The following is a 24,301-nucleotide window of genomic DNA, read 5'->3' on the forward strand; positions in this document are numbered from 1 at the left end:
ACGTGTGTCCCCTTCGTCTAGTGGCCTAGGACACCGCCCTTTCACGGCGGTAACAGGGGTTCGAGTCCCCTAGGGGACGCCATATGCGGGAATAGCTCAGTTGGTAGAGCACGACCTTGCCAAGGTCGGGGTCGCGAGTTCGAGTCTCGTTTCCCGCTCCAATTTACAAGCAGTGTGGCTCTCGGGCGGCACTGAGTGAAACCAGGACCAAGTCTTCGGATGAGGCCTCTGGGCACTGAAATACACACCATGTGTTTCAGTAGCGTGTCCCCTTCGTCTAGTGGCCTAGGACACCGCCCTTTCACGGCGGTAACAGGGGTTCGAGTCCCCTAGGGGACGCCATTTGCGGGAATAGCTCAGTTGGTAGAGCACGACCTTGCCAAGGTCGGGGTCGCGAGTTCGAGTCTCGTTTCCCGCTCCATATTCAACAAAAACGCCGATCAGTGATGATCGGCGTTTTTGTTTGTGCGTTATTTGTTTATCTGTCTGAAACTGCCATCTTCCTGGCTCAGATCCTGGCGTCTTCGAGATATAGTCGGGCGTTTCAGTTCAAGGAGCGCCCGTGATGGCAGAAACCTCTCAATCGTCCGGTGAAACCAAGGTCGCCCCATTGGGGATCAGCGCCTTGGAAAAAGCATGGGATTTCCATTGGGCAATGCGCTTTGTCAGCGTTGTGCTGTTTCTCGATATCGCTTTGCTAATCCGTACCGGTACGCCCTTGGTGGAGTGGACGACCAGCAGCGATGCATTGCTCGCTGACTTGGGGTTCCTGACGGTCGCCGCGGCCTCTTTTGCGCTGGTGGTGTCTTTCGTTCTGCCGCTGTTGACGGAAATCGTTCGTGGGATCGGCACAAGGTTGCGAATGGCCTTTCCAAAGCTCTTGGGTGATGCCTATACACCTCCTTCAAGGGGGATCGGTTATGTGTGGGCCAACGACCTTCTGGATCTGGCACTGAAGGAAAACAGTGATTTCCTGCTTAGCTGGTATCAGCGGCATGTGCAGTTGCGAGAACAGCACCGGTTGATGATGAACAAAGTCGCGCACCTGGTGTTTGGTTGTTTGGTGCTGTCCGTCGTGGATTGGGCGGTGCCATATTTTGGATTCGGCACTGGTTCGCTGATTTTCTCGGCAATGCATGTACTGGGTGATACGGGGCTGTTTTTGGCCAGTATGGTCGTGGTAGCTGGCGGGGTAATGTTGGCGTCGGCATGGTTTGCCATCGAGTCTTCCCTGTATATCTACTACCCACCTCTGGACATGTTGCAGCGGGAACAGGAGCGCAAGCGATACCTGGGCGCATGAAGAACCTGAATAAAAACGCCGATCATCACTGATCGGCGTTTTTTTGCGCACACTTCAATCGCTGTCAGAGTTTCGGCAACTGCCCGATACGCCCCATCATTTCGGTGACGATCTGCAGATCCAGCAAGAACTGATCGACCGTCTTGAACTCATTGTCGGTGTGCCCGGTGTATTTCACTTCCGGCCGCGCCAGGCCGAATTGCACGCCATTGGGCAGTTCATGCACAGAGGTCGCGCCGGCCGAAGTGCCGAACTTATGCTCCATGCCCAGGTTTTCGCTGGCCACTGCCAACAAGGCCTTCACCCACTCACCTTCCGGGTTGCGGTACATCGGTTCGGCGATCGAGTAAGTGAAGTCCACATTGACCTTGGTTTGCTTGTCCCAGGCGCTCAACTTGTTGGAAATCTCGGCTTTCAGTTTCTCCGGCGATTTGCCCTTTGGTACACGCAGGTTCACCGCCAGCTTGAAGGCTTTGTCATCCAGGCCGACAAAGGTCAGCGAGGTGGTCAGCGGCCCCATGAAATCATCGGAGAAACCCACGCCCAATTTGCCGCCCAGATAATCCAGGCCCCAGTTATCCGAGGCATAACGGGCGGCGTCGGTGATGTGGTTATGCTTGAGGGCGATCTTGCCGTCGACAGTGTGGATCAGCTCCAGCATGCGCGACACCGGGTTGATACCGGATTGCGGTTCGGAGGAGTGCGCGGAAACCCCGGTCACCGTCAGCTTGACCTCTTTGCCGACCACCTTGGCTGCCACCTCGAAGTCACCGCCGTTGCGCTTGGCATACTCCGCGCCGGCTTTTTGCAGGCTGGCGGCCAGTTCGGCAGGCTTGTCGCTGATAAACGTGGCAACCGAGGCCGAGGGAATCTGGTTGGTGGCCATGCCGCCGGTCATCGAGATGATTTCGGCACCTTTGCCTTCGCCTTTGCGACGCGGGAAGGTGGCCATGACAGTGCCATAACCTTTTTCGGCAATCACCACCGGGTAGCCGCCATCCAGCGCCAAGTTGTACTGCGGCGTCGGGTTGCGTTCGAAGTAATAGGGTATCGCGTCGCCGGAAGTTTCTTCGGTGGTGTCCACCAGCAGCTTGAAATTGCGCGCCAGCGGCAGCTTCTCTTCCTTGATCACCTTCATGGCGTACATCGCCACCACGATGCCGTTTTTGTCATCCTCGGTGCCCCGGCCATACATGCGGTCGCCGATCAGCGTGACCTTGAACGGGTCGAGCCTGGTGCCGTCTTTCAACACCCAGTTCTCCGGCGTCACCGGCACCACGTCGGCGTGGGCGTGGATGCCCACCACTTCGTCGCCGCTGCCTTCCAGGGAAATCTCGTACACGCGGTTGTCGACGTTACGGAAGTTGAGGTTGAAGGTCTTGGCCAGGGCCTGGATCTTGTCAGCAATCCGGATGAATTCCGGGTTTTTGTACTGCGGTATGCCGTCCACGTTGAAGGTCGGGATTTCCACCAGTTCGCGCAAGGTATCGAGGGCGGCCTTGCCGTACTTCACTCGGGTGTAAATCCCCAGCAGGCGATGGATCTCGTTCTGCTGGTCGGCGGTCAGGGTTTTGTTATCGAGGAAGGCACTGATCGCCGGACCCACGTCGTCAGCCTTGCCCAAGTCGCCCTTGGCCAGGCTGCCGAGGAAACCACGGAAATCCGTAACCGACGTTTCGCTGAAACTCTGCAGAATCGCCGTGCTTTGCTCTGGGGTGATGTTGGCAAAGGCGGGCGTGGTCATCACCGAAAGACCGGCCGCGAACAGGGTGGCAGCCGCTAATTGCTTGAGTCGAAAGTGCATGGTCAGAGGCATTCCTTTGCAAAGGGAAATAGGGGATTCCTGATCGATATGTCAGAAATATTTCGACACACTACCACTGCCAAGGTGTGCCTGGGAGGCCACTGGGAGGCTTATCTAAAAACTCGATAGCACCCTCGACTCCGCGCTCTAGTCCAGGCTGTACCGCACCGACAACGCGCCCTTTTTCTCCGAAAGCGCCAAGATCGTCACGTGGCCCAGCTCGCCCAGCGTTTGCACATGGGTACCGCCGCAAGCGTAGGGCGGCAAATCACCGAAGCCCACTTCGCGGGTGCCGTCCTCCAAGGCCATGCGGCGCGGGTAGTCGGCGGCGATCCATTGGTTGATCCGCTGTTGAATGATCTCGGCGTCCATGGCTTGTGCGGTTTCGCCACGGATAAAAGTGATCTTGCCTTCGCCTGGCCAGTGATGGGCCTTGATCGGCATCCAGCCCAGGGTCTCGCCGGCGTTGCCGATCAAATGTCCGGCGGAATGCAGGCGGGTGTGCAGGGCGCGGCGTGGTTCGTCGACCCGTGCGGTGATGGGGCCCGGTTCCACAGGTTGGTTGACATAGTGCACCACGCGATCGGTTTCCTGGGTGACTCGCAGCACCTGGCTGTCGCCCAGCCAGCCGGTATCGAATGGCTGGCCACCGCCTTGGGGATGGAAAATCGTCGACCGCAAAACGACTGCAAACTGGCCCTCGCAGGGGGTGCAGCTCAGCACTTCAAGCTCGGCGGTCAGGTGGTCGTGGGTGAAAAACAGGCGCTCGGTCATTTTCTACATCCGCATCAGGGTTCTGCGGGCAGTATAAATAGTGCGTCGATAGGTGATAATCCGCTCAAATATCAATGGACCTGTGCGTCATGAGCATCAATCTTCCTTTGTCGCTGCTGGGTGAAATGGCGATTTTCGTCAAGGTAGTAGAAACCGGCAGCTTCTCCGGAGCGGCTCGGCAGTTGAGCGTTTCGCCGTCGGCGGTGAGCCGTAGCATCTCGCGCCTGGAAAAGGCCCTGGCTACCCGTTTGATGCAACGCACCACACGCAAATTGCGCCTGAGTGAAGCCGGTGAGGAGGTTTTCAAGCGCTGCCAGGAGATGGTCAGCGCGGCGCGCTCAGTGATGGAAATCAGCGGCCAGTTCACCCATGAGGCCGAAGGCCTGGTGCGGGTCAGTGTGCCGAAGGCGGTGGGGCGGTTTGTGGTGCACCCGCATATGCCGGAGTTTCTGCGGCGTTATCCCAAGGTGGATGTGCAATTGATCCTTGAGGACCGGCATGTGGACATGATCGACGACAATGTCGACCTCAGCATCCGTATCACCGACAGCCCGCCGCCGGGCCTGGTGGGGCGGCAGTTATTGCCAATTGAGCATTTACTCTGTGCCACGCCGCAGTATCTAGCCGAGCATGGTGCGCCGGAGCATCCCCACGATTTGCTGGCGCACAGTTGCATCTATCTCGGTGAAACCCCGGGGGATTCGCGCTGGAAATTCCGCCAGGGCGGCAAGGCGGTGACGGTCGGCGTGCGTGGACGTTATGCGGCGAACCATACCGGCGTACGGCTGGATGCGGTGTTGCAGCATGTGGGGATTGGCAGCTTGCCATATTTCACCGCGCGTCATGCGTTGGAGGAGGGGCGGTTGGTACAGGTGTTGCCCGCGTGGGATTTTATTGCGTCCTACCATGGCGAGGCGTGGTTGTTGCATTCGCCCACGCGCTACTTGCCGCCGAAGCTGCGGGTGTTTATCGATTATCTGGTGGAGTGCATGGCGAGGGAGCCGACATTGCGCCGTCGATAGGCGCGCCGTCGAAAATGTGGGAGGAGGGCCTGCTCCCTCCCGCATTCAGTTGTGCAGTGTCTTGAGCAATCAGTGTTTGCTTTGGTCTTGCGGCATGGCCAGCAGTTGCTTTTCCTGGTTCCAGTCGAACGGTTCCTCGTTCTGTTCGGCTTCAAAGCGACGCTCTTCCAGGGCCTGGTACAGGTCCAGTTCTTCATCAGGCATGAAGTGCAGGCAATCGCCGCCGAAGAACCACAGCAGGTCGCGCGGGACGAGGTGGGCGATCTGCGGGTAGCGCAGGATGACCTGGCTCATCAGGTCCTGGCCCAGGTACTGGCTTTCGATCGGGTCGATTGGCAGCAGGGCGCGCAGTTCGTCGAAGCGCTCCAGGAACAGGGTGTGGCTTTCCTCGGGCACCTGTTCGGCTTCGCCGACGGCAACCAGGATGCTGCGCAGGTGGTCGAGCAAGACGAGATGATCGGCAACGACGTTGGACACGAGATAAGTCCTCTAAAGCAAAAACGGGCGCGAGAGTATATGCCTCTCGCGCCCGTTTTTATATGACCGCCGGACTCAGCGGACTTTACCTTCAGCGTGTACCAGCTCTTCCTTGCTGAAATCATCCACGTCGATCACCTTGCGCCGTGCCGCTTCAGCGTCACGCAAGGTTTGCGCTTCTGCAGGTTGCAGCACACCGGCATGCAGCGCGGCGTCGATGGCATGTTCGCCGGCAGCCGGTTTGACCTGGCCGCTTTTGAGCGCGGCGTGCAGTTTTTTCTGCAGCGGGTGGCTGGCACCCAGCAGGTCGTAGGCATGTTGCAGTGCGCCCACCGGATCTTCTGCCGCTTGCGGGCGGTAGCAGCCGGCAAGCAGTTCTTCCAGGGTCGGGTCGCCTTTGGCGCGACCAATCACCGCGGCCACTTCGGCATCCAGTGCATCGGACGGGCCGGTATGGCGGCGCCCGAACGGGAACACAATCACCCGCAGCAGGCAGCCCAGCACTTTATTCGGGAAGTTGGTCAGCAGTTCATCCAGCGCACGCTCGGACTCGCCGAGGCTTTCTTCCATGGCCCAGGCGAACAGCGGTTCCAGGTGATCCGGCGAATCCAGGTCGTGGTAACGCTTGAGTGCCGCCGATGCCAGGTACATATGGCTCAGCACGTCACCGAGGCGTGCCGACAGGCGTTCGCGGCGTTTCAACTCGCCACCCAGCAGCATCATGCTCAGGTCCGCCAGCAGCGCGAATGCGGCAGCCTGGCGGTTCAAGGCGCGGAAATAACCCTGGCTCAAACGGTTGCCCGGGGCTTTCTCGAAGTGCCCCACGCCGAGGTTCAGCACCAGGGTGCTGGCGGCATTGCTCACGGCAAAACCAATGTGTTGCATCAGCAGCCCGTCGAACTCCTTCAGTGCCTGATCGTGGTCTTCACGACCGGCCAGCGCCATTTCCTTGAGCACGAACGGATGGCAGCGGATGGCACCCTGGCCGAAGATCATCAGGTTGCGCGAGAGAATATTTGCGCCTTCCACGGTGATGAAGATCGGCGCGCCCTGCCAGCTGCGGCCCAGGTAGTTGTTCGGGCCCATGATGATGCCCTTGCCGCCATGCACGTCCATGGCGTGGCTGATGCACTCGCGGCCGCGTTCGGTCAGGTGGTACTTGAGGATCGCCGACAGCACCGAGGGTTTTTCGCCGAGGTCCACGGCATTGGCGGTGAGCATGCGCGCGCTGTCCATCAGCCAGGCGTTGCCGCCGATGCGGGCCAGGGCTTCCTGGATACCTTCGAAAGCCGACAGCGGTACGTTGAACTGTTCGCGTACCTGGGCATATTGGCCGGTCACCAGGCTGGTGAACTTGGCCGCGCCGGTGCCCACGGCGGGCAGGGAGATCGAACGGCCTACCGACAGGCAGTTCATCAGCATCATCCAGCCTTTGCCGAGCATTTCCTGGCCGCCGATGAGGTACTCCAGGGGGATGAACACGTCCTTGCCGGAGTTCGGGCCGTTCATGAACGCGGCGCCGAGGGGCAGGTGGCGACGGCCGATTTCCACGCCGGGGGTGTCGGTAGGGATCAGCGCAAGGCTGATGCCCAGGTCTTCTTCTTCACCCAGCAGGTGGTCGGGGTCGTGGGCCTTGAAGGCCAGGCCCAGCAGGGTCGCGACCGGGCCAAGGGTGATGTAGCGTTTTTCCCAGTTCAGGCGCAGGCCGAGGGTTTCCTTGCCTTCCCATTCGCCTTTGCAGATCACGCCTGTGTCAGGCATGGCGCCTGCATCGGAGCCGGCCAGCGGGCCGGTGAGGGCGAAGCAGGGAATGTCATCGCCACGCGCCAGGCGCGGCAGGTAGTGGTTGCGTTGTTCGTCGGTGCCGTAGTGCAGCAGCAGTTCGGCCGGACCGAGGGAGTTAGGCACCATCACGGTGGAGGCCAGGTCGCCGCTGCGGGTGGCGAGTTTCATCGCGACCTGGGAGTGAGCATAAGCTGAGAAGCCTTTGCCGCCATATTCCTTGGGAATGATCAGGGCGAAGAAACCGTGGGTCTTGATGTGCTCCCACGCGGCAGGCGGCAAGTCCATGGCCTGGCCGATTTCCCAGTCGCTGACCATGGCGCAGAGTTCTTCGGTGGGGCCGTCGATAAATGCCTGTTCTTCTTCGGTCAGTTTGACCTTGGGATAGGCCAGCAACTTGTCCCAGTCGGGGCGACCGCTGAAGAGTTCGCCGTCCCACCACACGGTGCCGGCGTCGATCGCGTCGCGCTCGGTCTCGGACATCGGCGGCAAGACTTTCTGGAACCAGCTGAACAGCGGCTTGGTGAAGTATTGGCGGCGCAGGTCCGGCAACAGCAGGGGCGCGGCCACGACAGCGATCAACACCCAGAAAATCAGCAGCAGCCAACCCGGTGCGTGGCTCCAGGCACCCATCGCCAGCAGGTAAACGGCGACCACGCCCAGGGCGGGCAGGGGGGCGACGCGGCGATGTGCCAGGTAGGCAATGCCGACCACCAGAACCAGTATCCACAACAACAGCATATTCAATCCTCCGTGAAACCAGGGGCGAAACCACCAGGAAGCTTAGTCGGCATCCGAACAAGCGAGGTGATCAGGGTGTTACAAGTTGTACTGGGGACACCTGGCATCAGGCGCCGACATTTGGCCGATTCGTCGTTATCTCTATGGCAGACCTGTCGTTAAACTCCAGGCTTCCCTCGGAGATCAAGCTCATGGATACGTACCTGAGTCCCAGCCGCTTCATCGATAGTGACCACCCAGCGGTGGTGGAGTTCGCCGAAAAACATCGTGGTCCCAGCGCGGACTTATGTGACCAGGCGGTCAGTCTCTATTACGCCGTGCGTGAGGCGATTCGCTACAACCCCTACACCTTCAGCCGTGACCCCGACACCCTGAGCGCCAGCTTTGCCCTGGCCGCTGGCGAAAGCTATTGCGTGCCCAAGGCCACCTTGCTCGCCGCCTGCGCCCGCCACTGTGGCATCCCGGCGCGCATCGGCCTGGCGGATGTGCGCAACCACCTGTCGACGCCGCGCCTGGTCGCGTTGCTCAAGAGTGATGTGTTCGCCATGCATGGATACACGGAGTTGTACCTGCGGGGCCGCTGGGTCAAAGCCACTCCGGCGTTCAACCAGCAGTTGTGCGAAATGTTCGACGTACCGCCGCTGGACTTTGATGGGATTAACGACAGCGTATTCCACGCGTTCAACCGTCAGGGGCAGCGCTCGATGGAATACGTGGTGGACCACGGGCAGTTCCCCGATGTGCCCGAGGATTTCTTCTTCGCCCACCTGGAGAAATGTTACCCCCACCTGTTTGCCGAACAGATGCCGACCCTGTTGGGCGACCTGCAGAGCGATTTAAGCCGCGCGTGAACCGGCGTATGCTGCTGCGTTCATCCAGCCATGTTCATCAATAAAAAGGCGCGGTCATGCTGAAAATCTGGGGTCGTAAAAATTCATCAAACGTCAGGAAAGCACTGTGGTGCGCCGAGGAACTCGGCCTGGACTATGAGGCAATTGATGCGGGCGGGGCTTTTGGTGTGGTCGATACGCCGCAATACCGGGCATTGAACCCGAATGGCCGGGTGCCGATGATCGAGGACGGCGACTTTGTGTTGTGGGAGTCCAACACCATCGTGCGCTACCTCTGCGCCAAGCACGCGTCGGCGTTTTACCCGAGCGACCTGCAAGTGCGTGCCAGCGCCGAGAAATGGATGGACTGGACCACCTCGACCCTCGCCGAACCGTTCAAGGCTGTGTTCTGGGGCGTTGTGCGCACCCCGGAGGAAAAGCGGAACTGGGACAGCATCAACGCTGGGCGTCAGGCCTGTATCGATGCACTGAGCACCGTGGACAGCGCATTGGCCCACCAGCCTTACCTGTCGGGCGACACCTTCGGCATCGGTGATATTCCCCTGGGCTGCTTTATCTACGCCTGGTTCGAGATGCCCATCGAACGCCCTTCGATGCCCCATCTGGAGGCCTGGTACCAGCGCCTGCAACAACGCCCGGCCTACCGCAAAGCGGTCATGACCGCGTTGACTTAATACTGACTATTAATACAGGTGACTGTACTTGTGCGGCGCGGGCAAGCACCATGCCCGTCATGCGCCGCCGTTGAACTACGTGCGCTGCGCCCTCATCTACTCTTTCTATTCCCTTCTTTGGTGCGTATTCCGATATGAGTTCTGCTCTGTCCATCCGGCAGCTAACCAAAACCTACGGCAACGGTTTCCAGGCCCTGAGCGGTATCGATCTGGACGTTGCCGAAGGTGACTTCTTCGCCTTGCTCGGCCCCAACGGCGCTGGCAAATCCACCACCATCGGTATCCTCTCCACCTTGGTCAATAAGACCAGCGGCACGGTGAATATCTTCGGCCACGACCTGGACAAATCCCCGGCGGCGCTCAAGCGTTCCATCGGTGTGGTGCCCCAGGAATTCAACTTCAACCAGTTTGAAAAGACTTTCGACATCGTCGTGACCCAGGCTGGTTACTACGGCATCCCGGCGAAAATCGCCAAGGAGCGCGCCGAGCAGTACCTGACTCAGCTGGGCCTGTGGGACAAGCGCGACGTACCGTCCCGCTCGCTGTCCGGCGGCATGAAGCGTCGCCTGATGATTGCCCGCGCACTGGTGCATGAGCCGCGCCTGTTGATCCTCGATGAACCCACCGCTGGCGTGGACATCGAACTGCGTCGCTCGATGTGGACCTTCCTCACCGAGCTGAACGAGAAGGGCATCACCATCATCCTCACCACCCACTACCTGGAAGAGGCTGAGCAGTTGTGCCGCAATATCGGCATCATCGACCACGGCACCATCGTCGAGAACACCAGCATGCGTAACCTGCTGGGCCAGTTGCATGTGGAGACCTTCCTGCTTGACCTGAAGAACAACCTGTCGGCAGCGCCGCAACTGCTTGGCTACCCCAGCCGCCTGGTGGACAGCCACACTCTGGAGGTCCAGGTGGATAAAGCCATGGGCATCACTGCGTTGTTCACCCAGTTGGCGACCCAGAACATCGAAGTGCTGAGCCTGCGTAATAAAACCAATCGCCTTGAGGAGTTGTTCGTGTCCCTGGTGGAGAAAAATCTGACGAAGGTGGCGGTATGAGTTCTGAGCTGCAACCCAACCTCGTCGCGCTGCAGACCATCGTCTACCGCGAAGTGAAGCGCTTTACCCGGATCTGGCCGCAGACCCTGCTGCCGCCGGCGATCACCATGGTGTTGTACTTCGTGATCTTCGGTAACCTGATCGGCCGCCAGATCGGCGATATGGGTGGTTTCACCTATATGGAGTACATCGTGCCGGGCCTGATCATGATGTCAGTGATCACCAACTCCTACGGCAACGTGGTCTCCAGTTTCTTCGGCAGCAAGTTCCAGCGCTCCATCGAAGAGCTGATGGTCTCGCCGGTGTCGCCGCACACCATCCTGATCGGCTACACCTTGGGTGGCGTATTGCGCGGCTTGATGGTGGGCGTGATCGTGACGCTGCTGTCGCTGTTCTTCACCCACCTGCAGGTGCATCACCTCGGGGTCACCATTCTGGTGGTGGTGCTGACGGCGACGATCTTCTCGCTGTTGGGGTTTATCAACGCCGTGTTCGCACGCAACTTCGATGATATTTCGATCATCCCGACCTTCGTACTGACGCCGCTGACCTACCTGGGCGGGGTGTTCTACTCCATCACCTTGCTGCCGCCGTTCTGGCAGACCGTGTCGCTGGCCAACCCGGTGCTGCACATGGTCAACGCCTTCCGCTACGGCATCCTGGGTGTGTCGGATATCAAGATCAGCGTGGCGATCACCTTCATGCTGGTGGCGACGGTGGTGTTGTATATCGGTTGCGCGAAGCTGCTGGTGAGCGGGCGCGGGATGCGTACCTGATAAGCGCGGTAGAAAAATGTGGGAGGGGGCTTGCTCCCGATTGCGATGTGTCAGCTACAGATAAGCTGACTGACATACCGCAATCGGGAGCAAGCCCCCTCCCACATTTGGTTTTGTGTCAGGTCTTCAGGCCTTCAGTGCCAGCTCGATCAGCGCGTGCAGTTCTTCAACTTGCAGTGGCTCGGTTGAGAACAGAATACGAAACACCGTCGGCGCCGCGAGCAGATTGATCAAGTGGTCCACGCTCGGTGGTGCCTGGTCCGGATAACGATCGACAATCGCCTGAAACTGCCCACTCAAGATGCTCACGCAGTAGCCCGGCGTCACGCTGCATTGCAGATCGCGCATCATGTTGCGGCCCGGCTCCGAACTCATCTCATCCAGATATTGCTCGGCCCACGCCCGTAAGTCGCCACGCAGGCTGCCGGTGTTGGCGGGTTCGCTGTCGGGGCGCATCCGCGCCAGGGCCACATCCGCGAGCAGCACCGAGAGGTCGCCCCAGCGCCGGTAGATGGTCGAGGGCGTGACGCCTGCGCGCGCGGCAATCATCGGCACCGTGACACTGGAGCGCTCATGGGCGTCGAGCAAATCACGTACGGCCGAATGGACCGATTCTTGTACCCGGGCACTGCGGCCCCCCGGGCGGAGGCCTTCTTTTATCGCCATGCGGCGACCTTAACACAAAGAATTTGCTTTAAGCGCTGGCGGGTAGCACACTCCGCAAAAGCAAAATATTAGCTTTAGCGGAGCGTGCCCATGTCTAGCCTCACTTCTCATCGGTCCAGCCTGGTGTTCCTCGCGGTCACGTTGCTGACGTTTCTCGCGGCTTCCAGTGCGCCGACACCGTTGTATCACCTGTATCAGGAGGGGCTGCATTTTTCGGCAGGCATGCTCACGTTGATTTTTGGCGTGTACGCCTTGAGCCTGTTGGCGGCGCTGTTGACCGTGGGCTCGCTGTCGGACCACCTGGGACGCAAGCCAGTGATTTTTACTGCGTTGGTCCTGAATATGCTGGCGATGCTGCTGTTCATCAATGAAGGCAGCGTGGCTTGGCTGATCGCCGCGCGTACCGTGCAAGGGTTTGCCACCGGCATGGCCACGGCGGTGCTGGGCGCGGCATTGCTCGACACCGACCGCCAACAGGGCCCGCTGGTCAACAGTGTGGCGCCTCTGCTGGGCATGGCGTGCGGTGCGATGGGCAGCAGTGTGCTGGCGGAGTTCGCGCCGCTGCCGACGCAGTTGATCTACTGGACGCTGCTGGCGCTGATGCTGGTGCAGGCGCTGTATGTATGGCGCCTGCCGGAATCCGTTGTTCGCATTCCCGGTGCAGTGGCATCGCTGCGCCCAACGCTGCATGTGCCGCCCCAGGCGCGTCGAGCGTTGTGGTTGTCGCTGCCGGTGGACGTGGCGGTGTGGGCGATGGGGGGCTTTTACTTGTCCCTGGCGCCGTCGCTGGTGCGAGCGGCCACAGGCTCTACGTCGAACCTTATCGGCGGCGGCCTGGTGGCGGTGCTGACGTTGAGCGGGGCGCTGATGATCTTCACCCTGCGCAACCGCCCGGCCAGTAAGGTCCTGCGCCTGGGCGCGACGCTGTTGGCTGTGGGGGTGGCGCTGATCCTCACGGCAGTGCACAGCGCCAGCCTGCCGCTGTTTTTTATCGCCACGTTGATCGCCGGCAGCGGCTTCGGCGCCGGCTTTCTCGGCGCATTGCGCAGTGTGGTGCCACTGGCCTTGCCCCATGAACGGGCAGGCTTGATGTCGGCATTCTATGTGCTGAGTTATTTGGCGTTTTGCTTGCCTTCGCTGCTGGCGGGCAACCTGATTCGCAGCTTTGGCCTGATCGCCACCACCGACGGGTACGGCGCAGTCCTCATCCTGCTGGCCCTCGGGGCGTTGGTCGCTTTGCTGCTGCAGGATTCGGCAAAGTCCAAGGCGGCCTGTATATCTGCAAAGTAGATAACAGTTAGAGATATTACCCGTTATATAGATATTCGATCAGGTTCTACCATGGTCTTAACCTCATGCGAGGAAGAGGATTGCCATCATGACCTGCTCGACGAGCATCAGTTACAAACCCTTCAGTCACCTGACCCGCCCTCGGGAAGTGATTCGTCAGTTCACCCCCAACTGGTTCGCCGCGACCATGGGCACCGGTGTACTGGCGTTGGCCCTGGCGCAATGGCCGGTCAACCTGCCAGGTTTGCATGCCATTGCCGAAGGGCTGTGGTGGTTCACCATCGGCCTGTTTATCCTGTTCAGTGCCTTGTATGCCGCGCGTTGGTTGATGTTTTTCCACGAGGCGCGGCGGATCTTCGGGCACTCCACGGTCTCTATGTTCTTCGGTACCATTCCCATGGGCCTGGCGACCATTCTCAATGGCTTGCTGCTGTTTGGCCTGCCGCGTTGGGGCGGCGACGTGATCCCGCTGGCCGAAGCCCTGTGGTGGCTGGATGTGGCGATGGCCCTGGCCTGCGGTGTGCTCATCCCCTTCATGATGTTCACCCGCCAGGAACACAGCATCGACCAGATGACCGCCGTGTGGCTGCTGCCGGTGGTTGCAGCAGAAGTTGCGGCAGCCAGCGGTGGCTTGCTCGCGCCGCACCTGGCGGACGCTCACTCGCAATTGGTGATGCTGGTGACCAGCTACGTGTTGTGGGCGTTTTCGCTGCCGGTGGCGTTCAGTATCCTGACGATCCTGATGTTGCGCATGGCCCTGCACAAACTGCCCCATGCCAATATGGCCGCGTCGAGCTGGCTGGCGCTGGGTCCGATCGGTACCGGTGCCCTGGGCATGTTGTTGCTGGGCGGCGATGCACCAGCGATCTTTGCCGCCAATGGCTTGCCTGGCGTGGGGGAAATGGCCAATGGTCTCGGCCTGGTTGCAGGTATCACCCTGTGGGGCTTCGGCTTATGGTGGATGCTGATCGCGGTATTGATCACCCTGCGTTACCTGCGCGGCGGTATTCCGTTCAACCTGGGCTGGTGGGGCTTTACCTTCCCGTTGGGCGTTTACGCCCTGGCCACGCTGAAGCTGGCGAGCCTGTTGCATCTGGGTTTCTTTAATGTGTTTGGTAGCGTGCTGGTGGCGGCGTTGGCGCTGATGTGGCTGATCGTGGCCAAGCGCACTGTGCAGGGCGCCTATAAAGGTGAGCTTTTTGTTTCGCCGTGCATTGCAGGACTAGGGAATAAGTAGGCGGAGTTAGGTAAAGTCGTGGCCTGATAACTATTAGGCCACGCAGGAACACGGACGATGAGCCACCCCTCACAATTCACCTTGCTGCGCACACGGCGCTTCCTGCCGTTTTTCATCACCCAGTTGCTGGGCGCTTTCAACGACAACATCTTCAAGCAATCGCTGATCCTGGCGATTCTCTACAAGCTCACCATCGACGGTGACCGCACCATTTGGGTCAACCTGTGCGCCTTGCTGTTTATCCTGCCGTTCTTCCTGTTCTCGGCGCTGGCCGGACAGTTTGGCGAAAAATTCAACAAGGATGCGTTGATCCGCGCGATCAAGATCGGCGAGATCTTGATCATGGCCGTCGGTGCCACAGGCTTCCTGTTCAACCATTTGGAATTGATGCTGCTGGCGTTGTTTGCCATGGGTACCCACTCGGCACTGTTCGGTCCGGTGAAGTACTCGATCATGCCCCAGGCCCTGCACGAAGACGAGCTGGTAGGTGGCAACGGCTTGGTGGAGATGGGCACGTTCCTGGCCATCCTCGCCGGCACCATTGGCGCCGGAATCATGATGTCGTCCACCCATTACGCGCCGATCGTGGCGGTGGCGATTGTCGGCGTGGCAGTGCTGGGGTACCTGGCCAGCCGCAGTATTCCACGGGCGGCGGCATCGACGCCGCAGCTGCGCCTGGATTGGAATATCTTCACGCAGTCCTGGGCCACGCTGCGCATGGGCCTGGGGCAGACGCCGGCGGTGTCGCGCTCGATTGTCGGCAACTCATGGTTCTGGTTTGTCGGCGCGATCTACCTGACACAGATCCCGGCCTACGCCAAGGAGTGGTTGTACGGCGATGAAACCGTGGTCACCCTGATCCTCACGGTGTTTTCGGTGGGCATCGCCCTGGGCTCGATGCTCTGTGAAAAACTCTCCGGGCGTAAGGTGGAAATCGGCCTGGTGCCGTTTGGCTCGTTCGGCCTGACGGTGTTCGGCCTGCTGCTGTGGTGGCATTCCGGCGGCTTTCCACAGAACGTTCAAGCGAATGATTGGCTCGCGGTGCTCAGCTATGGCCAAGCCTGGTGGGTGTTGTTCGATATCCTTGGCCTGGGTGTGTTCGGCGGTTTCTATATCGTGCCTCTGTACGCGCTGATCCAGTCGCGTACCGCCGAGAACGAGCGGGCGCGTGTGATCGCCGCCAACAACATTCTCAACGCGCTGTTCATGGTGGTGTCGGCGATTGTGTCGATCCTGCTGCTGAGCGTGGCCAAGTTGTCGATCCCCGAGCTGTTCCTGGTGGTCTCGCTGCTCAACATCGCCGTCAACACCTACATCTTCCGGATCGTCCCCGAGTTCACCATGCGCTTCATGATCTGGCTGCTCAGCCACTCCATGTACCGCGTGGAGCATCGCAACCTCGACCTGATTCCGGACGAAGGCGCAGCCTTGCTGGTGTGCAACCATGTTTCGTTTGTCGATGCACTGTTGATTGGTGGCGCGGTGCGTCGGCCGATTCGTTTTGTCATGTACTACAAGATCTACCGGTTGCCGGTGCTGAACTTTATCTTCCGCACCGCCGGGGCGATTCCGATTGCCGGGCGCAACGAAGATATTCAGATCTACGAAAAGGCCTTCACGCGCATTGCCCAATACCTGAAGGACGGGGAGTTGGTGTGCATCTTCCCGGAAGGCAAGCTGACCAGTGATGGCGAGATGAACGAGTTCCGCGGTGGCGTGACGCGCATTCTGGAAGAGACGCCGGTGCCGGTGATTCCGATGGCGTTGCAGGGGTTGTGGGGGAGTTTCTTCAGCCGCGATCCGAATAAGGGCTTCCTTCATCGAATCTGGTCGCGGGTGGTGTTGGTGGCGGGCGAGCCTGTTGCTGTGGACGCGGCTACGCCTGCGCAGTTGCAGGCGGTGGTTGGTGTTTTGCGGGGGAGTGTCAGGTAGTTCTGTGCTGGATGTACTGGCCTCATCGGGGGCAAGCTTCCTTCCACACTAGACAGCTCGGTCAAATGTGGGAGGGGGCTTGCCCCCGATGGCGGTAGCGGCCTAAGCGCTGATCTTAAGCCCAACAAGCCCGCAAATGATCAACGCCACACTGGCCAACCGAAACAACGCCATGGACTCCCCGAACAGGACAATCCCGGCGATCACGGTGCCCACGGCACCCACGCCGGTCCAGATGGCATAGGCGGTGCCCAGGGGCAGTTCTTTCATGGCCAGTCCCAGCAGGCCGAGGCTGATGGCCATGGCGGCAATCGTCAGGACAGTGGGCAGTGGCTTGCTGAAACCGTCGGTGTACTTCAAGCCGACGGCCCAGCCGACTTCGAACAGGCCGGCAAAAAACAGAATGATCCAGGACATGATGACCTCGCTTTTTCAGGCGGGGTCGTCCCCGGGTTGTGCGCCTCGACAGCGTCGCGAGGTCGTCCCCGCGAAGCTCGGTAGAGTGCCGAAAATTGATCATTCGATCAAGTTTGCGGCGTGTTCTCCAATACGCGGCGGTCTTCCTTCTCGCTCATGCGACGGAAATACGTCGACAGCAGTGCCCCGGAAATATTGTGCCAGACACTGAACAACGCACTGGGCACTGCCGCCAACGGTGAAAAGTGCGCGCTGGCCAACGCGGCACCCAGCCCTGAGTTCTGCATGCCTACTTCCAGCGCCAACGACTTGCGTTGGGCCAATGGCAACTTGAACAAGCGGCCGGTGAAGTAGCCCAGCAAGTAGCCAAAGCTGTTGTGCAGCATCACCACGGCCATGATCAGCAGGCCCGACTCGGCGATTTTCGCCTGGCTGGCCGCCACTACTGCAGCGACGATGATCACGATGCTGACCACCGACACCAGGGGCAGCACGTCCACCGCGTGGCGGACCCGCTCGCCGAGCAGGCGTTGCGCGACCACGCCGAGCACGATCGGCAGCAGCACCACTTGCAGGATCGACCAGAACAACTCCATGAACGACACCGGCAACCAGGCCGATGCCAACAGCCAGATCAGTGCCGGGGTGAGCAGCGGGGCGAGGAGGGTGGTGACGGCGGCGATGGCCACCGACAGCGCCAGGTCGCCACGGGCCAGCCAGGTCATCACGTTGGAGGAGGTGCCGCTTGGGCAGCAACCGACCAGGATCACGCCGACGGCAATTTCCGGCGGCAGGTGAAAGGCCTGGCACAGCAGCCAGGCCACCCCAGGCATGATCACAAAATGCGCGACTACACCCAGGGCCACACGCCACGGGTGGCGAGCGACTTCGGCGAAGTCTTCAAGTTTGAGGGTCAGCCCCATGCCGAACATCACCAGGCCCAGCAGCGGCACGATGGCGCTTTTCAGGCCGATGAACCAGCTGGGTTCGAAGAACGCGACGACGGCGAAGATCAACACCCAGTAGGCGAAGGTATTGCCGACGAAGCGGCTCAAGGCGGCGAGTGCGCGCATGGGGGCGTCCTTGTTGTTAGATTCTGGAAGTGCAAATGCAGTCAAAAGTGGGAGAGGGCAAGCCCTCCCACATTTTGATCTTCACATGGCTTAAATGCCCTGTGGGGTTTCTTCGCCGCCGAGGGCTTCGATCAACGCTGGCAGGAAGTCGCCGAAGGTCAGCATCATCAGGGTAAAGCTGGCGTCCAGTTGGCCCAGCGCCTCTTCACCACCGTCCTGTTCTGCCTGGTCTTGCAGCAGGTCTTCGAACTTCAGGCGCTTGACGGTCATCTTGTCGTCGAGCATGAAGGACAGCTTGTCCTGCCAGGCCAGGGACAATTGGGTCACGACTTTGCCGGTGGTCAGGTGCAACTGGATTTCTTCGCCGGTCAGGTCCTGACGCTTGCAACGCACAATGCCGCCGTCTTCGTGGGTGTCGCGCAGTTCGCATTCGTCGAGGACGAAGAAATCATCGGCCGGTTTCTGGGTGGTGACCCAGTCGGTCATGATGGCGGTTGGCGCGGTTTTCACGGTGAGCGGGCGAACCGGCAGGGTGCCGATCACTTCACGCAGGGTGGAGAGCAGGTCTTCGGCGCGTTTCGGGCTGGCCGAGTTCACCAGGATCAGGCCCTGTTTCGGCGCGATGGCGGCAAAGGTCGACGAACGACGAATAAAGGCGCGAGGCAGGAAGGCCTGGATGATTTCATCCTTGATCTGGTCGCGTTCCTTTTTATAGACCTTGCGCATTTGCTCGGCTTCGATCTCTTCGACTTTCTCTTTCAGTGCATCACGCACCACGCTACCTGGCAGGATGCGTTCTTCCTTGCGGGCGGCGATCAGCAGGAAGTCACCGCTGACGTGAACCAGGGGAGCGTCCTCGCCTTTACCGAAAGGCGCGACGAAACCGTAAGTGGTCAACTCCTGGCTTGCACAAGGGCGCGCCAGTTTGGTGGCCATGGCCGCTTCCAACGCCTCGGCATCAACAGGCAGATCTTGGGTCAGGCGATAGATAAGCAGGTTCTTGAACCACATGGGGTGAGTCTCTCCTTTATACAAAGGGGGGCATTATTCTCTTGATAGCGCCTCAGGCCAACCCTGCCTAAGCCATTGGAAGGCCTCAAAAAAAAGATTTAAGAAAGTGCTTGCCAGACCCAAGGTCGCTCCGTAGAATGCGCGCCACACCGAGACGAAGGGTGATTAGCTCAGCTGGGAGAGCATCTGCCTTACAAGCAGAGGGTCGGCGGTTCGATCCCGTCATCACCCACCATTCGCTTCAAGTGTTACGCGCAGCGGTAGTTCAGTCGGTTAGAATACCGGCCTGTCACGCCGGGGGTCGCGGGTTCGAGTCCCGTCCGCTGCGCCATATTCGGTAACTTGGAACGCTGAACGCCAGGTCACCACAGAAAGCCCGCTTAATCGCGGGCTTTTTGCTGTCCGGAATATGGCAAAAAATCGTACGGCGAACTTTTTTTGAATAAATTGCATTTAAATCAAGACATTACGATTTTTTGGTGTATGATGCGCCCACACCGAAACGAAGGGTGATTAGCTCAGCTGGGAGAGCATCTGCCTTACAAGCAGAGGGTCGGCGGTTCGATCCCGTCATCACCCACCATTCGCTTCAAGTGTTACGCGCAGCGGTAGTTCAGTCGGTTAGAATACCGGCCTGTCACGCCGGGGGTCGCGGGTTCGAGTCCCGTCCGCTGCGCCATATTTGCTTCCGCCAAGGCCCATTGAGCGCCTGGAAGCCACGGAAATAGCGGCCTTGTGCCGCTATTTTTCGTTTCTGGATTCCACTGGAATCCACCTCCAGCCACTTGAAAATTGACCCAAGGCGGATTGCTGATTGTTGTCCCAGCAATTGTGGATAAGCACAGCAGCAGTGTCTTGGTGAAGGCTCATCAGGCCCCACGGCATGCAGGCGTTGCAATCTGAACGCAAGCCGGCGTCTCGGTTAAATCTTGAATTGCCTCAACAGGCCTTCCAGGCGATGACCGATGGCGTACAGCTCATCGACCGTGTGTACGCCGCTTTGCGTCTGGTCTGCGACGTTTTCAATCGCGCGGGCTATCTGATGGACGCTGCGATTGATTTCTTCGGCGACCGACGTCTGCTCTTGCGCGGCGCTGGCGATGTGCGCGTTCATCGTATTGATGGTGACGATCAACTCGACCGCTTTGCCCAGCGATTGCCCGGCTTGTTCCGCGTGCTGGCTGGCACCATGACCTGCTGCGCCGGAATGACTCATCGCTGTGACGACCTTCGTGGTGGCCTGGTTAAGGCGCTCGATCATCGCTTGAATTTCCTGGGTGCTGAGTTGCGTCCGGCTTGCCAGCGCACGTACTTCGTCGGCAACCACGGCAAATCCGCGACCCGCGTCCCCGGCTCGTGCCGCTTCGATCGCGGCATTGAGTGCCAGGAGGTTGGTTTGCTCGGCGATCGAGCGGATGACATCCAGCACTGTGACAATGCCTTCTACATCGCCTTGCAGGCTTTTCAACGAGACACCTCCCGCGGACAGGTCCTCGGTCAGGGTGCCCAACCGGCCGATGCTTTCATTGACGACCTGCCTGGCGTGCTGGGCCTGCAAGTCGGTTTCGCCAGCTGCATCCGAAGCGCTCTGGGCGCTGATGGCTACCTCTTGCGCCGCGGATGACATCTGATTAATTGCTGCGGCGACCTGATCGGTTTCCTGGCGTTGCTGTTCCATGACCTGATCGATGCATTTGCTCTGTTCGGCCACCTGGGTGACCGATGTATTCAGCTCTCGGGCCATGCCGACGATCTGGCTGACCAGCCCGTGAATCTTATCGACGAAGGCATTGAACGACACGGCCACCTGGCCGAACTCGTCGCGGCTGATGGGTAAGCGCCGCGTCAGATCGCCTTCGCCCGCTGCGATTTCATCAAGGTGCTCGCGAATCCGCGACAGCGGACGCAGGCTGCTTTTAACCAATAACAATGCGAGCACGCCGGTGATCCCGAGCGCAATCAGGGCAATGACGGTTATCCCATAGACGAGGCTGCGCACACGCTGATGGATTTCTCCACGCACCTGGGCAACCTCGCTTTCAATACTATCGAGGTTAATCGCGGTGACCACCACCATGTCCCAGGCGGGCAGGTAAAAGCTGTAAGCCAGCTTGGGAACGACTTTATCCGTATTGATCAGGGCTCCCGAATAGTTGACGAAGTGGGTGTCGTTTTTCGCTGCGGCAACCATTTCCCGATTCAAGTAAATCCCGTTCTTGTCTTTGCGGTCGCTCATGTCAGTGCCGACGCCTTCGCGGCTGTCGCCCCGAAACAGGCGCACGACCTGACTGTCGTAACCGATAAAATAGCCGTCGTCCCCATACTTCATTTGCGACAGTCGCGCGATCGCCAGCGCACGCGTTGCTTTGTTCCCCGTCTCTGCCTGCACATACAGGTCCGCTACTGAGGTTCGGGCAAGGTTGGCGTAGTCTTTCAAGCGCTCCCGGCTTTCATCAAGCAGGCGTTCCCGAGTCACCGTGACTTCCTGCTCGGCGCTCGACAGCAAGGTGGTGCTCGTTGTCAGCGCCAGCACCGTGGATAACAGCACCACCGGGGCCAGCACCAGCATCAGTACTCTATTTTTAAACAGCATGCTTGGGGTTCCTCACCTGAATCTGTATGAACGCGGCCGCTAGGGCCGCGATCGTCGACTTACCAAAGGGCGATGTCATAGGTGAGGTAGAGGCGGTTGCTGTCGCGGCCTCGGGAAAATTCAGAGCGGTAGACATAGTTGCGCATGCGCACACCCAGCCCCTTGAACGTGCCGGCCTGCACAACGTAGGCCAGCTCGGCATCACGCTCCCATTCCTTGACCGTGGTCGTGGACTTGCCGTCATTGCCGCTCAGGTAGCGCGCACTGAAGGTCAGGCCGGGTACGCCGACGGCGGCGAAGTTGTAACCGTAGTTGAGCATCCAGGTCTTTTCGTCTTCTTCGATGAACTTGCCGATGCCGGCGTTGCTGAACGAGTACACGGTTGCGCCGCTGATGTAGGGCAGGCCGGCGTCACCGCGCAGGGTCTGATAGCCCCCGCCGACGGTATGCCCGGCGATGGCGTAGGACAGTTGGCCGCTGAGCATGTCATTGTCGATTTTGCCGGCGTAGGCCGAGCCGCTGTCAACGCTGTTGAAGTAGCGCAGGTCGCTGGTCAGCACGCCACCGGCCAACGGTAGGTCGTGCTGGATACCGGCGAAGTTCTGTCGGTAAAAGTTCTCCAGCTCCCCGTAGAAATAGCTCAGGCGAACATTCTTGCCCCATTTGTACTCGGCCCCGGCGTAATTGAAATCGCCCGACTTTTCCCCGCTGTAGCCGTCAGGCACGATCGGCACGCTGTCGGTGGAGTCGCGCAGTTTGAAATGGTCCAGATGCCCGCCGGTGACGGTCAGGTTCTCAATGTCGCTGCTGCTGACCTGGGTGCCCTGGTAGGTCTGGGGCAATAAGCGTGCATCGTTGTAAATCAGCACCGGCGTCTTGGGCAGCAAGGTGCCGTACTTGACGGTGGTTTTGGCGAACCTGGCTTTTGCGGTAGCGCCGGCGCTGGCAAACTCGTCGGCCGCTCGCCCGTCATCATGCACCGGCATGAGCCCGGTGCCGCTGCGACCACGGCCGGAGTCGAGCTTTACGCCATACAGCCCCAGGGCATCCACGCCGAAGCCGAGGGTGCCGGCGGTAAATCCGGACTGATAGTCCAGCAGAAATCCCTGGGCCCATTCGGTGCGTTCACTTTTTGCGGTGCGCGCAGCCCGTGCGCTCAAGCCGTGCTCGTCGCGAAAGTTCTCGTTGAAATACACGTTACGCAGTTGCAGCTTGAGTTTGCTGTCATCAATAAAACCTTCGGCGTTGGCCCCTGCGACGGGTACCAGGCCTAACGCGCAAAACAAAGCCCGACGGGTATACACATGGTTCATGGCAAATGACTCGTTGTTGTTATTTGGGGTACAGGGCGATACGCGCCTCGTGAGTGAGGCGCGTTGGAAGGCAGCAGAGGTTATGGGTGAATCAGGTGAACAGGCTGATGGCCCCGGTCAACAAGGCCAGCGCGGTGACGACCAGAGAGGTCAGTACGGCCCATTTGACGGTGGCTTTCTGGAAGTCGCCGATATCGCGATCGACCATGCCCACCAGCAACAGGGTTGAGGCCACCAGCGGACTCATGAGGTGCACGGGCTGCCCCAGGATCGAGGCGCGCGCGATTTCCACAGGGTCGATGCCATAAGCGGCGGCGGCATTGGCAAGGATCGGCACCACACCGAAGTAGTAGGCGTCGTTGGACAGCACGAAGGTCAGCGGCATGCTGGTGATCGCAACCACCAGTGGGAACAGATGACCCCAGGACGGCGGGATCCAGTCGACCAGGGTCTGCGCGAGGGCGTCGACCATCTTGGTGCCGGAAAAAATCCCGGCAAAGATCCCGGCGGCGAATACCAGCAATACCACGGTCATGGCATTGCCCGAGTGCGCCAGGATGCGTTCTTTCTGAATGTCCAATTGGGGGTAGTTGATCATCAGCGCGAGTACAAAACCGATCAGGAACAGGATCGCGGAATGCATCAGCCCCATCACCAGGGCCGCCATCACCGCAATCACCAGCACCAGATTGACGTAGGCCAGCTTCGGACGTTTGTGGGGTGTGTCCTCGAGAATCGCGTTGATGTAGCAATCGCCGCCGCCGCTCTGCAGTTGCACGTTACCGATACGTTTGCGCTCTGCGCGCCCCAGGATGAAGGCGGTGAAGACCACCCACGCGGCTCCGCCGATCATGGTCGGCAGCAGCGGCACGAAGTATTCGCCGGCATCCAGGCCCAGCGCGGCAATAGCGCGCGTCGCGGGGCCGCCCCAGGGCGTCATGCCGCTCATGATGCTCAAGGACAGCATGGAGATGGTCGCCAGGATCATCGGGTTCATGCCGATACGTTTATACAGCGGCAGCATCGCTGCGCAGGTAATCATGTAGGTCGTTGTCCCGTCGCCGTCGAGTGCGACCAGCAGCGACAGCAGGGCGGTGCCCACCGCGATCTTCATCGGGTCGCCATTGACCCGCTTGAGAATTTTGCGGATCAGTGGGTCGAACAGGCCCGCGTCGATCATCAGGCCAAAGAACAGGATCGCAAACAGCAGCAGCGCGGCAGACGGAGCGACCATTTTCAGGCCGTCGAGCATCATCTTGCCTGTGGTGCCGCCAAAGCCGCCAATCACCGCGAAGACGATGGGGACCACGGTGAGCGCGACGATCGGCGATAAGCGCTTCGTCATGATGAGGAAGGTGAATACGACCACCATGGCCAAGCCAAGGAAAGCGAGCATAGGACGATTCTCTTGTTGTTATCGTAATAATGGCTGGCGCCGAGGCGCACGAGCCCTGACCCGCCGGGCGGCAAGCGGCGCCGAGCGGGGAGGGGGTTCAGT

20 protein-coding genes, 8 tRNA genes and 1 pseudogene are annotated in these 24,301 nt (G+C 59.8%); 17 read left to right on the plus strand and 12 right to left on the minus strand.

All coding sequences use genetic code 11. The features are described 5' to 3' along the window. Positions 1-6: 6 nt before the first annotated feature. From M2397_RS06025 to M2397_RS06045, 5 genes are all read left to right on the plus strand, one after another. A tRNA-Glu gene (locus tag M2397_RS06025) sits at positions 7-82 on the plus strand. Between the two features lie 3 nt (positions 83-85). Next, a tRNA-Gly gene (locus M2397_RS06030) sits at positions 86-161 on the plus strand. A 105-nt stretch (positions 162-266) separates the two neighbouring features. Beyond that, positions 267-342, plus strand: a tRNA-Glu gene (locus M2397_RS06035). A gap of 3 nt (positions 343-345) precedes the next feature. Further along, positions 346-421: transfer RNA gene (locus tag M2397_RS06040), tRNA-Gly, on the plus strand. A gap of 144 nt (positions 422-565) precedes the next feature. Beyond that, positions 566-1,303, plus strand: coding sequence for a hypothetical protein (locus M2397_RS06045; protein ID WP_131699155.1), 738 nt, complete (start codon positions 566-568; stop codon positions 1,301-1,303). Between the two features lie 64 nt (positions 1,304-1,367). Here M2397_RS06045 and M2397_RS06050 read toward each other — a convergent pair whose 3' ends face one another. Both M2397_RS06050 and M2397_RS06055 read right to left on the minus strand, forming a co-directional pair. Further along, positions 1,368-3,107, minus strand: coding sequence for a dipeptidase (locus M2397_RS06050; RefSeq protein ID WP_259242427.1), 1,740 nt, complete (start codon positions 3,105-3,107; stop codon positions 1,368-1,370). A gap of 147 nt (positions 3,108-3,254) precedes the next feature. Beyond that, positions 3,255-3,881 (minus strand): alanyl-tRNA editing protein, encoded by a 627-nt coding sequence (locus tag M2397_RS06055; protein WP_167656172.1) that lies wholly within the window; start codon positions 3,879-3,881, stop codon positions 3,255-3,257. Between the two features lie 89 nt (positions 3,882-3,970). Here M2397_RS06055 and M2397_RS06060 point away from each other — a divergent pair, with 89 nt between their 5' ends. Then, positions 3,971-4,903, plus strand: a complete 933-nt coding sequence (locus M2397_RS06060; RefSeq protein WP_145337986.1) for a LysR family transcriptional regulator — start codon at positions 3,971-3,973, stop codon at positions 4,901-4,903. Positions 4,904-4,972: 69 nt separating this feature from the next. Here the strand turns inward: M2397_RS06060 and M2397_RS06065 are convergent, their stop codons facing one another. Both M2397_RS06065 and M2397_RS06070 read right to left on the minus strand, forming a co-directional pair. Further along, entirely contained in the window at positions 4,973-5,380 is a 408-nt protein-coding gene (locus tag M2397_RS06065; RefSeq protein ID WP_053128652.1) for a PA2817 family protein, read from the minus strand. Positions 5,381-5,455: 75 nt separating this feature from the next. After that, positions 5,456-7,903 carry an acyl-CoA dehydrogenase gene (locus M2397_RS06070; RefSeq protein ID WP_259242428.1) on the minus strand — a complete coding sequence of 816 codons (2,448 nt, stop codon included), beginning with the start codon at positions 7,901-7,903 and terminating at the stop codon, positions 5,456-5,458. A gap of 191 nt (positions 7,904-8,094) precedes the next feature. Between M2397_RS06070 and M2397_RS06075 the strand changes: the two genes are divergently transcribed. The 4 genes from M2397_RS06075 (at position 8,095) to M2397_RS06090 (ending at position 11,271) form a co-directional block, all read left to right on the plus strand. Then, positions 8,095-8,754, plus strand: a complete 660-nt coding sequence (locus M2397_RS06075) for a transglutaminase family protein (RefSeq protein WP_131699160.1) — start codon at positions 8,095-8,097, stop codon at positions 8,752-8,754. Positions 8,755-8,810: 56 nt separating this feature from the next. Continuing rightward, complete coding sequence (locus tag M2397_RS06080) at positions 8,811-9,428, plus strand: glutathione S-transferase family protein (protein ID WP_167656170.1); 618 nt, start codon at positions 8,811-8,813, stop codon at positions 9,426-9,428. Positions 9,429-9,562: 134 nt separating this feature from the next. Then, on the plus strand, positions 9,563-10,495 hold the full coding sequence (locus tag M2397_RS06085) for an ABC transporter ATP-binding protein (protein ID WP_131699162.1): 933 nt from the start codon (positions 9,563-9,565) through the stop codon (positions 10,493-10,495). Then, positions 10,492-11,271, plus strand: a complete 780-nt coding sequence (locus M2397_RS06090) for an ABC transporter permease (protein ID WP_012723134.1) — start codon at positions 10,492-10,494, stop codon at positions 11,269-11,271. The genes M2397_RS06085 and M2397_RS06090 overlap by 4 nt, the downstream gene beginning before the upstream one ends. A gap of 126 nt (positions 11,272-11,397) precedes the next feature. On the opposite strand, the gene M2397_RS06095 is transcribed toward M2397_RS06090, so the two are convergent. Further along, a complete protein-coding gene (locus tag M2397_RS06095; protein WP_131699163.1) occupies positions 11,398-11,937 on the minus strand; it encodes a TetR/AcrR family transcriptional regulator in 540 nt (179 codons plus the stop codon). 90 nt (positions 11,938-12,027) lie between these two features. Between M2397_RS06095 and M2397_RS06100 the strand changes: the two genes are divergently transcribed. The 3 genes from M2397_RS06100 (at position 12,028) to M2397_RS06110 (ending at position 16,396) form a co-directional block, all read left to right on the plus strand. Beyond that, positions 12,028-13,227, plus strand: coding sequence for an MFS transporter (locus M2397_RS06100; RefSeq protein WP_259242429.1), 1,200 nt, complete (start codon positions 12,028-12,030; stop codon positions 13,225-13,227). A gap of 88 nt (positions 13,228-13,315) precedes the next feature. Continuing rightward, on the plus strand, positions 13,316-14,464 hold the full coding sequence (locus M2397_RS06105; protein WP_259242430.1) for a TDT family transporter: 1,149 nt from the start codon (positions 13,316-13,318) through the stop codon (positions 14,462-14,464). Positions 14,465-14,521: 57 nt separating this feature from the next. After that, entirely contained in the window at positions 14,522-16,396 is a 1,875-nt protein-coding gene (locus M2397_RS06110; protein ID WP_259242431.1) for an MFS transporter, read from the plus strand. Between the two features lie 102 nt (positions 16,397-16,498). Here M2397_RS06110 and sugE read toward each other — a convergent pair whose 3' ends face one another. From sugE to rdgC, 3 genes are all read right to left on the minus strand, one after another. Then, positions 16,499-16,813: a quaternary ammonium compound efflux SMR transporter SugE gene (sugE, locus tag M2397_RS06115; protein WP_131699167.1), complete on the minus strand. Its 315-nt coding sequence runs from the start codon at positions 16,811-16,813 to the stop codon at positions 16,499-16,501. Between the two features lie 107 nt (positions 16,814-16,920). After that, positions 16,921-17,886 carry a bile acid:sodium symporter family protein gene (locus tag M2397_RS06120; RefSeq protein ID WP_131699168.1) on the minus strand — a complete coding sequence of 322 codons (966 nt, stop codon included), beginning with the start codon at positions 17,884-17,886 and terminating at the stop codon, positions 16,921-16,923. A 90-nt stretch (positions 17,887-17,976) separates the two neighbouring features. Next, entirely contained in the window at positions 17,977-18,897 is a 921-nt protein-coding gene (rdgC, locus tag M2397_RS06125; protein WP_027607105.1) for a recombination-associated protein RdgC, read from the minus strand. Positions 18,898-19,056: 159 nt separating this feature from the next. Here rdgC and M2397_RS06130 point away from each other — a divergent pair. The 4 genes from M2397_RS06130 to M2397_RS06145 all read left to right on the plus strand — a co-directional run bounded on the left by M2397_RS06130 (position 19,057) and on the right by M2397_RS06145 (position 19,576). Next, positions 19,057-19,132 (plus strand) — tRNA-Val (locus tag M2397_RS06130). Positions 19,133-19,151: 19 nt separating this feature from the next. After that, positions 19,152-19,228: transfer RNA gene (locus tag M2397_RS06135), tRNA-Asp, on the plus strand. Between the two features lie 176 nt (positions 19,229-19,404). Next, positions 19,405-19,480: transfer RNA gene (locus M2397_RS06140), tRNA-Val, on the plus strand. 19 nt (positions 19,481-19,499) lie between these two features. Next, positions 19,500-19,576, plus strand: a tRNA-Asp gene (locus tag M2397_RS06145). A gap of 243 nt (positions 19,577-19,819) precedes the next feature. On the opposite strand, the gene M2397_RS30380 is transcribed toward M2397_RS06145, so the two are convergent. From M2397_RS30380 to M2397_RS06160, 4 genes and pseudogenes are all read right to left on the minus strand, one after another. Further along, positions 19,820-20,641, minus strand: coding sequence for a methyl-accepting chemotaxis protein (locus tag M2397_RS30380; RefSeq protein WP_405046407.1), 822 nt, complete (start codon positions 20,639-20,641; stop codon positions 19,820-19,822). A gap of 36 nt (positions 20,642-20,677) precedes the next feature. Continuing rightward, positions 20,678-21,490, minus strand: a pseudogene (locus M2397_RS30385) (cache domain-containing protein); the annotation flags it as partial. 59 nt (positions 21,491-21,549) lie between these two features. Beyond that, complete coding sequence (locus M2397_RS06155) at positions 21,550-22,803, minus strand: OprD family porin (protein ID WP_259242433.1); 1,254 nt, start codon at positions 22,801-22,803, stop codon at positions 21,550-21,552. Positions 22,804-22,894: 91 nt separating this feature from the next. Then, positions 22,895-24,199 (minus strand): CitMHS family transporter, encoded by a 1,305-nt coding sequence (locus M2397_RS06160; RefSeq protein ID WP_131699171.1) that lies wholly within the window; start codon positions 24,197-24,199, stop codon positions 22,895-22,897. Between the last annotated feature and the right edge of the window lie 102 nt (positions 24,200-24,301).

It is taken from the genome of Pseudomonas sp. BIGb0381 (assembly GCF_024809815.1).
Lineage (GTDB): Bacteria > Pseudomonadota > Gammaproteobacteria > Pseudomonadales > Pseudomonadaceae > Aquipseudomonas.